Below are 12,867 nucleotides of genomic sequence, written 5' to 3' on the forward strand. Positions count from 1 at the left end.
CTCACCTCTCACCACTCACCTCTCACCTCTCACCTCTCACCACTCACCACTCACCACTCACCTCTCACCTCTCACCACTCACCACTCACCTCTCACCTCTCACCTCTCACCTCTCAATGATGTAACAACAGCTTTGTAGCCAGCCACAGTGGCAGTAAAAAGCCAATGCAATCTGTAAAAGTGGTAATGATAATGGATGATGCCACCGCCGGATCAACTCCTACCCTTTTCAATATCAGCGGAATGGAAGCCCCGGTTAATCCTGCAATGATCAAGTTACCTGTCATGGCTAAAAACAACACCAGGCCCAGTAATGGGTTGGCATCATAAAAATAAGCTACCGTAAACACAATAATGCCATTGGCTGCACCATTGATCATACCAACTAAAAACTCTTTTAATACCGTGTTATAAGCTTGTTTGTCGGTAAGGTCACTTAGCGATATACGCCTTACGGTAACCGCCAGCGCCTGTGTGGCAGCATTACCACCCATACCGGCTATAATAGTCATGTAGGCCGATATAATGGAAAGCTTAGCTACTGTTGAATCAAAATTACGGATGATTGACGCCGCTAAAAACGCCGTACCCAGGTTGATCACCAGCCAGGGTAAACGACTTTTTACCGCGTCCTGCCAGTTACCGCTCAGTTCCTCATCTTCAGATACACCCGATATTTTCAAAATGTCCTCGGTGTTCTCTTCCTCCATTACGTCGATGATATCATCAACTGTAACTCGGCCCAGCAGTTTCATATCCTCATCCACTACCGGGATACTGGTAAGGTTATATTGCGAAATTAACCGGGCTACTTCTTCCTGGTCAACATCGGCTTTTACGTATACAAAATTGGTTTGCACCAAGCTGCTCACGCGGGCATCGGCCCTGGCCTTGATCACTTTTTTTATCGAGAGGATGCCTTGCAGAATGTCTTTATCGTCGACCACATAAATGGTATACAGCTCCTCCATCTCTTCCGACTGGTGAATGATCTCATCGAGTGCCTCCTTTTTATTCAGGTTGATATTTACCCTAATAATTTCGGAGTTCATCAAACCACCCGCCGTATCCTCAGCATAACTTAACAGCGCACGGATGCTGCTGGCATCTTCCTCGTCCAGATCCTTTAATATTTCGTGCTGTTGCTCTTCATCCAGCTGCGAAATAATATCAGTTGCATCGTCATAATCCAACTCCTCTACTATCTCCGAACGTTTCTCGGGATGCAGGTTCACCAACAGCTCTTCGGGATGATGCTCCTCGTCCATTTCAGAAATAACTTCCGAGGCAATATCGGCAGGCAGAATATTGATGATCCTTTCCTTGGCCTCCTGCGGAAGTTTTTCGAATAATATGGCAATCTCAGAGGCATGGTATCCCTGCAGAACCTTCTCTAACTCAACATCATCGCTTTCAAGAGCAGCTTTAATGCGGAGCAAGTCTGTTTTATCTATTTCAAAAGATTGCATATGCGACTAAAATAGTCATTTTATGGGGATAAAGAAGCAAGATATGAGAGCCAAGAATCAAGAGTCAGACGATTGGAATCAAGAGACAAGAGTCAAGATACAAGATATTGATTGTCAGAAGTTTTAAAAAAGAACATATCCTTAAACCTATCTTAATTCTTGTTTCTTGACTCTAATATCTTGCTTCTTGTCGCTTACAAGCTATGATCGTAGCGTGCTACCGCACCGCTTAGCTTGCTTATTTTAAATAAAGTTTGCTCCACCTGGGTTTTCCGGATAGATACCTGAATACTGCAATCATTGTCAAATTGCTGCTGAATAATGGTTAGGTTATCATCTTTGATGATACGCATCACATCGTTCATTTGCAGGTAATCAAACTTGATGGTGTAAATATCATTAACAGTTTTTTGGATAATAACTGCCTGGTTAAGCGCCTCATCAGTAGCTACTTTATAAGCATTAATTAAACCCGGAACACCCAGCAGCGTACCGCCAAAATAACGCACCACAACAACCAGTATATTGGTCAGATCGCGGGAGAGTAAGGTATTGAGTATAGGCCTGCCTGCGGTACCCGATGGTTCGCCATCATCATTAACTCGGAACACCGATCTGTCGATAGTTAAACGCATGGCCCAGCAATGATGATTGGCTTTAGGGTGCTCGGCTTTGAGTGTGGCTACAATGCTCTTGATATCATTCTCGGAATTGATGGGATAAGCATAACCCAGAAATTTGCTACCCCTGTCGCGGAATATGCTTTCGGTAGGTTGCTCTATGGTTTTGTAGGTATCGTCAAAAAGCATTAAAACACATTAAATATGAAGAAAACCCAGCGTTTGCGGAAAATAGATCACGATGATAGCCAATATGGCTACTCCGATGCCGATTTTATTAAGCAGGCTCAGTCTCTCCTTAAAAATAAACATACCGATAAAGGCACCCACCATAATTACACCAATATTCATAGCCGAAAACACTGCTGATGGGTTATTGGCCAAAGCCACATGTGCCTTCAGGTAAAACAGGATATTGCCAAAGTTGGCTACACCCAGTATCCAGCCGATGAGGATATGCGGCCATGAAAAGCGTGTTTTTTTGGTAGCCACCTGGTATATGAGTCCTGCCATTGATAGGATGAACGCCAAAATAAAAACCACAAAAATAGTAGTGGTAAATGGCACCGAACTTATCTTGGTGATCTGCTTTAACAGTACATCAATAATCCCGAAACCAATAAAAACCAGCACCAGCGAGAACCAGGAGACTTTATTAACGCTGTGCCCGCCAGTTTTTCCCCAGGGGATGGAAAATATAATAGCTGTAAAAGCCAACACTATACCTATGATCTTAACCGCGTCTTTAGCTTCGCCGAATAAAAAGAAGGCCGCGAATATGGGAATAAACAACGATAAGCGCTGGGCAATATCGGTACGCACTATGCCTGCCAGCCTTACCGATGTGGCCATAATGACAAATAGCGAGGGAAACAGCACCCCCAAAGCCAGGTAATTATAAACCGGCAACTCATCCAGATGCGATAGCTGCGGCTTAAAAAACACCCAGGTAAGCAGTATTGCCATCGAGTAATTCCAGGTGATGGCCTGAAAAACATCAATATGATAGCGCTTGGCCAGCTTCAGCAAAACCGAAACTACCACACTACAGCAAATACTTAAAAAAACGTATAACATTATATAATTGGCTTGTTATAAACAATTTGAAGGCGGTCATCTCCCGAAGGAAATTCTTCAGCAATTATACCAGTTATTTGTGGCGCTTTTATGCCATTTTGCAAATTGATTTTCCCGGTGAATATCCGGGCCTCGTCCCACAAACCGGCTTCTATAAAACTTTGCAGCGTACGCGCGCCCCCTTCTATAATTATCGATTGTATATCCTGCAGGTATAACTGGTATAAAATATACTGGGGCACAAAATTCTCAAAATCTTCCAGGGCGATGTATTTATTGAGGCCATCAACATCGAACTTAACTTCGTTAAATACAAATGTATCAACTGATTGGTCAAATATATTTAAGTCTTTATTTAACTCCAACCGTCTGTCAATCACCACCCGTTTAGGCGAGCGGCCATCACCATACCTAACGTTTAAACGGGGGTTATCAATAGCCGCGGTATTTTTACCCACCAGTACAGCATCCTCTTCGCTGCGCCATTGATGTACCAGTCTGCGCGATTCTTCGCCGGTTATCCAAAGCTGGGTATTATCGGCCGGGGCAAAAAAACCATCACTGGTTTGCGCCCATTTGAGTATAATGTATGGCCGATGTTTTTGCACCTTAGTAAAAAAGCGACGGTTAAGCCATTGGCATTCTTTTTCCAACACCCCACTGATCACCTCAATGCCGGCTGCCTTTAGCTTTTCAATACCCTTGCCATCAACCTGGGCAAAAGGATCGCGGCAACCCACAACAACCAGCGGTATCTGATGTTTGATGATCAGATCGGCACAGGGTGGTGTTTTACCATAGTGCGCGCAAGGCTCTAATGAAACATATATTACAGACTGCTTAAGCAGTTCGGCAGCGTTATCAAACTTACCCATAACCTGGGCAATGGCATTTACCTCGGCATGGGCCTGCCCATATTTTTGATGGTAACCTTCGCCTATAATCTTGTCGTCATGAACTACTACTGCACCAACCATTGGGTTAGGGCTCACCTGCCCGGCACCAAGCTGAGCAAGCTCAATGCAACGCTGCATATATTTTTCATGTTTAACCATGCTGCAAAAGTAGCTTTTATGTTACTTTGTTGCATGATTACGATTAAGGATGTTTTTGAAGATTACAAACAGCTGAAAAAGGTTTATGAAGACAATGAGATAGAAGCTATCACGCTACTCACTATCAGCGAGATAACGCAACTATCAAAAGCATCCATTAAAGCCTTCCCTGAGCGCGAAATAAGCAACCAGCAGGCAGAACAATTAAAAAACATCCTGACCCAACTGCTAACCGGCCGGCCTATACAATATATTTTGGGTATTACTGAATTTTTCGGACTGCCATTTAAAGTTAACCCATCGGTACTGATACCCCGCCCTGAAACCGAGGAACTGGTAGAGTGGATACTTTCTTCCGTAGACGAAAGCCAAAAGCTAAAAGCCAAAAGTAGTAAACAGTTTACCGGAAACATGCTGGATATAGGTACCGGTAGCGGCTGCATAGCTATCAGCCTTAAAAAGAATCTTTCTAATGCGCTGGTCTCTGCTATAGATATATCAGAAAGCGCCCTGCAAACCGCCAAAAAAAACGCTATACTTAACGAGGTTGATGTAAACTTTATACATACCGACATTTTAAACTACCATCCCGCACCTCACTCCACACTCCCCGCTCCCCAATACCATATCATCGTCAGCAATCCTCCTTATGTTACCTTGACCGATAAAGCACAAATGCACAGCAACGTTACCGACTTTGAGCCGCACAGCGCCCTGTTTGTACCCGAGCACGATCCCCTGATATTTTACCGGGTCATAGCCCAATTTGCCCAAAGCAACCTGCAACCAGGCGGCTTATTGTTTTTTGAGATCAATGAAAGTTATGGCCAGGAAACAGTTGAACTGTTACAGCATACCGGCTTTATAAACATGGAGTTAAGGAAAGACATGAGCGGCCGCGATAGAATGATAAAAGCTGTAATACGTTAGTATTACAGCTTAGCAATAGTTATATTAAGGGAAGGGATAAAATATTCAGGGAAATGAGTTTTGTTATAATTTCCTCTTCTTTAAGCTTTCATAAAAGCTGTAATACCGGGGGGTATTACAGCTTATCAATAGTTATTAAGGGAAGGGAAATTTATTTATAATCAATTTGTTTACTTTTTAATAGAAGCTGTAATACTATGGTATTACAGCTTCGGTTTAGTTATTTAGTGATAAGACAAGGGGTATGTGATAAGGTAATTCTCTGTGGACCCTGCAGCATCAGTTGTATATGATCTGCTCTATTATTTTATAATGTTCGTACCGGCTTATATCTGTATTTACGGCAACTCTGAGTTTCATTTTATTCTTTTCAAAAAGCATCTTCTTTTTAAAAGACGGCATCTTGTCGCTCAGCATTAAATCAATATCAGTTTCGGCCTCGGCAATAGTTTCTACCGAATGCTTGAAAATTTTATCACTAATACTGAACAATTGTTCAACCACTCCATCATACCGCTCTAAAAGGATTTGGAGCATGTAGGCATTAGTTACCGAATAGTTACCTAAATCGTTGAATAAAACTTTCAACTCATTTAACTCTGTGATATATCCTGACATAATATTTAATCTTTAATTAATTATACCAATGCTAATGCCACAAGTTTTTTACACTTAATTTGGGCTTAAAATGCAGGTTAGCCATAAAAGCTTGAGAAAAATGCACCACAAAAAGGGGAATCGTATTTAAAACAGCGGGTAAATATTGGGATAGGTGGTATAGAAAAATTCTTTCTGGCACTCTGCTGCCTCCGCCGTCGCAAGCGTCCCGTTTGTGGCTCTTGAGTATTCTATTAAAATTACTGTCATTTCGAACACTCATTTTGACCTTGAGTAAAGGATGAGGGTGAGAAATCTTTTACGCTTTGCCTTTAGCCTTACAAATTAACAAGCCATATAAGATTTCTCTTCCCTCCACACAGTGTCCTACTCTGCTCATCGAAATGACAACAGCGGTTGAGTATTCTATTAAAATTACTGTCATTTCGAACACTCGCTTTGGCCTTGAGCAAAGGATGAGGGTGAGAAATCTTTTACGCCTTGTCTTTAGCCTTACAAATTAACAAGCCATATAAGATTTCTCTTCGCTCCACACAGTGTCCTACTCTGCTCATCGAAATGACAACAATTGATATCATCAATCTTCTACTTCATTATTTAAGAATATCCAATTAGGATTAGTGCTTTCTATCAGGGCATTCTTTTTCTCTCTTCGCCATTTTTTTATTTCTTTTTCTCTTTCAATGGCATGTTCAATGTGTGTGAAATGCTCATAGTAAATTAAGTTGTAGCAATAGTATTTCCCTGTGAAAGATTTTTGAGTAGCGCTATTTTGTTTATGTTGAAGTAACCGAACACGTATATCATTAGTAACGCCAACATACAGCACTGTTTTATTGGGATTAGTAGTTATGTAAACGTAATAATTGTGATTCCACATGACCTAAAGGTACAGATTTGGAGACCCTAACTCAAAAACCATTGTCATTTCGAGGCTTCGAGAAGGCTTGAGCCATAGGTGAAGGTGAGAAATCTTTTACACCTTGCCTATGCAAAAGTTGATTACAGGGCGTACAAGATTTCTCTTCGCGCTCTCCGCACATTGTCCTACCCTGCTCATCGAAATGACATTTTTTTCACTTTTTGCCGCTTTTTAATGTCTCGGATGAAACTGGCTGATGGTGCTTTTCAGGTACTCCCTATCCAGATGGGTATAAATTTCAGTAGTGGTGATACTTTCATGACCCAGCATCTCCTGCACGGCACGCAGGTCGGCACCGCCCTCTACCAGGTGCGTGGCAAAGGAATGCCTGAAAGTATGCGGACTTATCGTTTTCTTTAAGCCTGTCAATTCAACCAGATCCTTAATCATTAAAAAAATATAAACCCGGCTTAGTCTTGCTCCACGGCGATTCAGGAAAACGATATCCTCTTCTCCTTTTTTTATGGGCACATGTACACGGACATTTTCAATCCATATTTTCAGCGCTTTGATGGCCTCGGTACCAATGGGTACCAGTCGTTCTTTATTGCCCTTACCCGTAACTTTGATAAATTCAATATCCAGGTACAGGTTGGATAGTTTGAGTTCTGTAAGTTCAGAAACCCGCAGACCGCTGCCATACAGCGTTTCTAAAATGGCCTTGTTACGGGCGCCTTCGGGTTTGGAGAGGTCAATAGCTGCTATCAATTTGTTAATATCCTGATAGCTCAGGGTATCGGGCAGCTTGCGCTGTATCTTGGGCGATTCCAGCAGCTCCGACGGATCTGTCCGGATAATATCCTCCATGAGCAGGTATTTATAAAAAGCTTTGATGCCCGATAGTATCCGGGCCTGCGATGACGGGATCATACCAAGCTCATTAACCCACACTATAAAATCACGCAAGTTGCTTAAAGTAATAGTTTCGGGCTTTAATTTAATTAACTGAACATCAGAAAACTGGTATAACTTTTCGATATCCCTGCTGTAGGCTTCGATAGAATTATCGGCCAGTGATTTTTCTAATTTCAAATAAGCCTTAAAACCTTTTATTGCCGAACCCCACTCCAATTGATTTTAGTTTTAATGATTTATGGTTAAGTTTGAACTAATGAATATACAAATTATAAACGGCCCTAATTTAAATCTGCTTGGCGTACGCGAAAAATCAATTTACGGCGATACCAGCTTTGAAACATACCTGGAAGAGCTGCGCAAACGTTATGCAAACATCACCATTAATTATTACCAAAGTAATATTGAGGGCGAAATTATAAACAAACTGCATGAAATTGGTTTTAGGTATGACGGAATTGTACTGAATGCCGGTGCATATACACACACCTCCATTGCTATTGCCGATGCTATTGCTGCCATCAACACCCCGGTTATTGAAGTGCATATTTCAAACGTGCACAAACGCGAGGAGTTTAGGCATAAATCGATGCTGGCGGCAAGCTGTAAAGGTGTTATTGCAGGCTTTGGTATGGACTCATACCGCCTGGCTATTGAAAATCTAATAGTTTGAGAGACAAGGATCAAGAAATAAGATATAGAGTCAAGACATAAGAATCAAGAGACAAGAAATGTTTTTTAACAACTGAACAACATCTTAGTTCTTGACTCTTATGTCTTGACTCTCTATAATCCCGCTATGCATAAATTATTTAGAGTTACCGCGTACAGCTTATTGATCCTGATACTTTTTTCAGGTGCCGATACGCTGGCTCAAACCAAAAAGAAAAAATCACGCAGTGTACGGGACTCACTCCGGGCGGCTATCCTCTCGCGCGACTCCATGATGCGCTCGCTCAAACGTTCGGATACCTCCACCAATAATTTATTGCAAAAGGTTGAATACTATACTTCGGCCTTTAATCAGATCAAAACCAACCTGTCAAAAAAGATTGATACGGTTGATATCAGCACACAGCTACCCAGTTACGAGCGACGTGTAAACTTGATAAAACCGCTTATTGATAATGACAAATCAAGCACGCTTCGGTATTTATATGCCATACGCGATATTTTAACCCGCAGTGTTGATCAGTTAGACCTTTGGCAGGATCAGCTGGCCGACATTAACTCCAAACTGGTACAAAACCAAACCGATCTGAACTCAATTTCGCGGGATAGTGTTTTGAAGATATTACCCGCCGACAGCTCATTAGCCACTACCTTCCTGATTCAGAAAATAGCTATCGATAGCAAGTATCATAAGCTTGACACCGTTAATAAAAAGCTAATGGTGAAAATAGGTCTACTCCAAAACAGAACCTCATCGGTATATATAGCTATACTTGATTTGAAAGACCAGATAGACTTCAAGATCAGAGATTTTAGCATCCGGGCTTTTTCGGCCGAGTATAGTAATATCTGGGCCATGAAGGCCGACGAAGGCAGTGATTTTAAAACCGCGTTTACGGCCACTGCTACCATGAACTCCAAGCTTTTCAACTTTTTTATAGGCAGGGATATATTTATCCATCTTTCGGGATTGGTGATCTTACTGGGCTTTTTGTTTTGGGTGTACTCCAGCCGTAAAAGGATAATCAAAACCAATGATTCGCCCGAAACTATATTTGATCAGGCTAAGTATGTGATCAAATATCCGCTTGTTTCGTCCTGTATTTTGGCCTTTACGCTGTTACCGAATTTTTACGATCACCCACCGGTAGTAGTACTGGAAACCTTTTTTATTATACTGATAGTAGCCTTGCTTTACCTGGCCAAAAAAACATGCGCAAAACCGCTGTTTAACTACTTGCTTTGGTTATTTATCCTCACCAATATTTATTGCTTAAGCAACCTGTTTATACAAGTAACCAATGCTGATAGGGTGGTTATCTTATTGTTAGCCATTGCCTCCGTTTACATCAGTATCAGGTTTTTGGCTACTGTGCGCAAAGCCCCTGCCGATTACCTTCCGCACACCGGCCTTGTATTAAAAACCTTTATTTTTCTGGAGGCCATTTCTATTATATGTAACCTATTCGGGCGTTTTAGTTTGGCTAAAATAGTTGGTGTTACAGCTGTACATAGTTTGTGGTTGGCTATGGCCATGTACTACATTGTACAAATGCTTATGGAGGCCCTGTTTTTACAGTTGGAAGCCAGCAAAAACAGCAATAATTTAACCTCATACATAGATTTTCAGCTACTGAAAAACAAATTCAGGAGTGTGCTCGCGGTATTAGCCAGCTTATTATGGCTGGTGATGTTTACCCAAAACATGAACATTGAGGATTCTGTATTTACACATATTGAAGATTTTTTAACGGCTAATCGCAGCATTGGTGGCACCAATACCCAGTTCACTTTTCAAAGCGTGATCATATTTGTTGCGGTGATCTGGTTGTCGTCCATCACCTCCAAGATCATCAGTTATTTGTACGATGTATCGGCCAAGCATAAGCACGATATGGATGTGCTGAAAAAGAAAAACCGCACCTCTACCCTGCTTATCCGTATTGGGGTTATAGCCATCGGTTTCTTTTTAGCGGTGGCGGCATCGGGCGTACCTATTGATAAAATCACCATCATCATCAGTGCCTTTGGTATAGGTATTGGCTTTGGCTTGCAGAATATTGTAAACAACCTGGTTTCGGGATTGATACTGGCCTTTGAAAAACCAATACAGGTGGGCGACATTATTGAAGTTGACAGCCGCTCGGGCACCATACTGGATATTGGTATACGCGCAAGCAAAATTGCCACCAGCGATGGCGCCGAGGTAATTATCCCCAACGGCGACCTGATATCGCACCACGTAATTAACTGGACGCTAAGTAACAACAATCGCCGGGTTGAACTGGTGATAGGCGCCGCTTATGGTGTAAATATTGAAAAGGTAAAAGGTTTGCTGAATGATGTGCTGCAAGCGCATACCGATATTATGCAAAACCCTGCTCCGTCAGTATTACTGCACAATTTAAGTGAAAGCTCGGTTGATTTCCGTGTACTTTTCTGGGCTGCCGATATCAATACCTGGACTACCTTAAAAGGCAGCGTATTGACTGACATTTACGACGCGTTTAACCGTGAGGGCATCGAGATACCATATCCGCAGCAGGATGTACATTTGTTACTACCACCTGATAGCCCGCTGGTAAAAGCTCAGGATAAAGAAAAGGAAAGTAAAAAAGCTAAGCCGGAAGAGCCTACAGCAGATCGGCCTGATCAAGATCAGTAAAACGGGTTTTCTTTTTTACAAAGAAATTCCACACAATGCTGCCCTGGTACATGCCTTTCAGGTTTTTATTACGTTTGGAGCGATGTGTTTTAGGAGATGAATCTTTGCCGCTGCTCAGATCCTTAATGCCATAAGCCGAAGCCCGGATACCGAAAATGCTCAGCACAAAGTTTTGATGCGCACGGCTCACAGCCCAGGCATCCTTACGTTTACCCTCGGCCAAAAACCTGATAAGAGCCAGCAGATCCATCCAGAAACGCATCAGGATCACAAATAGCGCCCTGCCAAACGGGAGGTTCTTTTTAAGCAGCAAAAGGTTGTTACGGAAGTTAAGATATGTTTTAAAAGGGTCTTCGGCGTTAAGCGTTCCACCCCCCACATGGTACACAGTTGATTGCGCGCAGTACATCACCTTATAGCCCATATTTTTTAACCGCCAGCAAAGGTCTATCTCTTCCATATGAGCAAAAAAGAACTCGTCAAAGCCGCCTGCCTCATCCCAACACTTCTTTTTGATAAATAAGGATGCACCCGAGGCCCAAAATACCTCGCCCGATTGCTGATATTGCCCCAGGTCATCCTCTACCTCATAAAACATGCGGCCACGGCAAAAAGGGTATCCAAAGCTATCAATAAAACCACCGGCAGCACCGGCATGTTCAAACTGGTTCTTTTGAGCATATGCTAATAATTTGGGAGCAGCAGCAGCAATTAATGGATCGCTTTCCATCAGATTGATCACCGGTTCTATCCAGCCCGGCACAACTTCCACGTCGGAGTTCAGGAGTATAAAGTAATCGGCATTTACCTGGCTCAATACACGGTTATAACCACCTGTAAAACCGAAGTTGTTACCAGTTTCAATGATTTTTACACTTGGGAAATTCTCCCTTACAAAAGCTACGGAATTATCGGTCGATCCATTATCGCCGAGTACAATATCCAATCCGGGCCAGGTTGAGGCCAGTACCGATGGAAGAAATTGTTTGAGGTATTTAACGCCGTTCCAGTTTAATATAACTACAGCAACTTTTGGTGTATCAATCATTTATGTTTTTCCTCCGGCTTAAACTTCCACCTCCGGTGAGACCATAGCCAATATTGTGGTTCACGCCTGATCATGCCTTCCAGATATTGCACGTGCATATCTGTCAACTCGTGTTCGGCAGTTTGCTTCGCGTTTTCAGTTAGCGGAACCAGTGTATAGGTATAGTACCCCCTTTTTACACGCTTCATGTCGTAAAACACAACAGCGGCGTCAATTGCCTTTGATATTTTTTCGATGCCCAAAAATACGGCAGTTGGTTGATTTAAAAAATTGGTAAAGTAATTTACCTCATGCTGCACAGGGGTTTGGTCGCCAACCAATACGCTTACAGTGAGTTCGTTCTTGTACTCCACCATTTTGCGCATGGTTTGTCGCATAGCCACAGGCTGTCCCCCAAACCGCGACCGAACCTCGATAAAAAACTTATCAAAGGTGGCGTTGGAGAGCGGCTTATAAACAATCATAAACCTTTTATCGGTCACAAAATTAAAGTTGAGTGCGGCCATTTCCCAGTTGCAGTAATGCCCGGCAACTGCTATAATGCTCTTACCTTTGGCAAAATATTCATGCACCAGGTTGGAGTTAGTGGCCACTACCCTTTTTTGAATTTGTTTTTCAGATACGGTGATCATTTTCACCGTCTCCACGATCAGGTCGGCAAGGTAACGGTAGTACTTAAACTCAATATCGTGACGTTCTTTTTCAGTTTTTTCGGGAAAGGCATTGGTCAGGTTTTGTTTCACCACATCGCGGCGGTAACGCGCCAGATAATAGATAACAACAAATAAAATATCTGAAATAATGTATAAAAACCAGAAGGGAAGTAACGATATCAGATATAAAATTAATATACCCAACCTTAAAAACCCTTTTTTTATCATTATTTTAACCAATTTTGAACACAAACATAAAATATATGATTGAAAAAGGTGCTGT

General features: G+C 42.2%; 12 protein-coding genes. 3 read left to right on the top strand and 9 right to left on the bottom strand.

The genetic code is table 11. The annotated features are described in order from the left end of the window. Positions 1 to 113: 113 nt before the first annotated feature. The 4 genes from mgtE to ribD form a co-directional block, all read right to left on the bottom strand. Positions 114 to 1,469: a magnesium transporter gene (mgtE, locus tag AAGC65_RS20690; RefSeq protein ID WP_343114363.1), complete on the bottom strand. Its 1,356-nt coding sequence runs from the start codon at positions 1,467 to 1,469 to the stop codon at positions 114 to 116. Positions 1,470 to 1,663: 194 nt separating this feature from the next. Continuing rightward, positions 1,664 to 2,278 (bottom strand): YigZ family protein, encoded by a 615-nt coding sequence (locus AAGC65_RS20695; protein WP_343114364.1) that lies wholly within the window; start codon positions 2,276 to 2,278, stop codon positions 1,664 to 1,666. A gap of 9 nt (positions 2,279 to 2,287) precedes the next feature. Continuing rightward, a complete protein-coding gene (locus AAGC65_RS20700) occupies positions 2,288 to 3,166 on the bottom strand; it encodes a DMT family transporter (protein ID WP_343114365.1) in 879 nt (292 codons plus the stop codon). After that, positions 3,166 to 4,221 (bottom strand): bifunctional diaminohydroxyphosphoribosylaminopyrimidine deaminase/5-amino-6-(5-phosphoribosylamino)uracil reductase RibD, encoded by a 1,056-nt coding sequence (ribD, locus tag AAGC65_RS20705; RefSeq protein WP_343114366.1) that lies wholly within the window; start codon positions 4,219 to 4,221, stop codon positions 3,166 to 3,168. The genes AAGC65_RS20700 and ribD overlap by 1 nt, the downstream gene beginning before the upstream one ends. 33 nt (positions 4,222 to 4,254) lie before the next feature. Between ribD and prmC the strand changes: the two genes are divergently transcribed. Beyond that, complete coding sequence (prmC, locus tag AAGC65_RS20710; RefSeq protein WP_343114367.1) at positions 4,255 to 5,151, top strand: peptide chain release factor N(5)-glutamine methyltransferase; 897 nt, start codon at positions 4,255 to 4,257, stop codon at positions 5,149 to 5,151. Between the two features lie 279 nt (positions 5,152 to 5,430). Here prmC and AAGC65_RS20715 read toward each other — a convergent pair whose 3' ends face one another. The 3 genes from AAGC65_RS20715 to xerD form a co-directional block, all read right to left on the bottom strand. Next, positions 5,431 to 5,769: a hypothetical protein gene (locus AAGC65_RS20715; protein WP_343114368.1), complete on the bottom strand. Its 339-nt coding sequence runs from the start codon at positions 5,767 to 5,769 to the stop codon at positions 5,431 to 5,433. Between the two features lie 577 nt (positions 5,770 to 6,346). Then, positions 6,347 to 6,649 carry a GIY-YIG nuclease family protein gene (locus AAGC65_RS20720; protein ID WP_343114369.1) on the bottom strand — a complete coding sequence of 101 codons (303 nt, stop codon included), beginning with the start codon at positions 6,647 to 6,649 and terminating at the stop codon, positions 6,347 to 6,349. Between the two features lie 213 nt (positions 6,650 to 6,862). Continuing rightward, positions 6,863 to 7,762, bottom strand: coding sequence for a site-specific tyrosine recombinase XerD (gene xerD, locus AAGC65_RS20725; RefSeq protein WP_343114370.1), 900 nt, complete (start codon positions 7,760 to 7,762; stop codon positions 6,863 to 6,865). Between the two features lie 40 nt (positions 7,763 to 7,802). Between xerD and aroQ the strand changes: the two genes are divergently transcribed. Continuing rightward, the gene (gene aroQ, locus AAGC65_RS20730) at positions 7,803 to 8,219 is read left to right on the top strand and encodes a type II 3-dehydroquinate dehydratase (RefSeq protein WP_343114371.1); all 417 of its coding nucleotides are present in this window, start codon (positions 7,803 to 7,805) and stop codon (positions 8,217 to 8,219) included. 126 nt (positions 8,220 to 8,345) lie between these two features. Beyond that, on the top strand, positions 8,346 to 10,883 hold the full coding sequence (locus AAGC65_RS20735) for a mechanosensitive ion channel domain-containing protein (RefSeq protein ID WP_343114372.1): 2,538 nt from the start codon (positions 8,346 to 8,348) through the stop codon (positions 10,881 to 10,883). Here AAGC65_RS20735 and AAGC65_RS20740 read toward each other — a convergent pair. Continuing rightward, entirely contained in the window at positions 10,852 to 11,931 is a 1,080-nt protein-coding gene (locus AAGC65_RS20740; protein WP_343114373.1) for a glycosyltransferase family 2 protein, read from the bottom strand. The two genes, AAGC65_RS20735 and AAGC65_RS20740, sit on opposite strands and share 32 nt — an antisense overlap. Further along, the gene (locus AAGC65_RS20745; protein WP_343114374.1) at positions 11,928 to 12,812 is read right to left on the bottom strand and encodes a lysophospholipid acyltransferase family protein; all 885 of its coding nucleotides are present in this window, start codon (positions 12,810 to 12,812) and stop codon (positions 11,928 to 11,930) included. The genes AAGC65_RS20740 and AAGC65_RS20745 overlap by 4 nt, the downstream gene beginning before the upstream one ends. Positions 12,813 to 12,867: the final 55 nt, after the last annotated feature.

Source organism: Mucilaginibacter sp., assembly GCF_039207105.1.
GTDB lineage: Bacteria > Bacteroidota > Bacteroidia > Sphingobacteriales > Sphingobacteriaceae > Mucilaginibacter.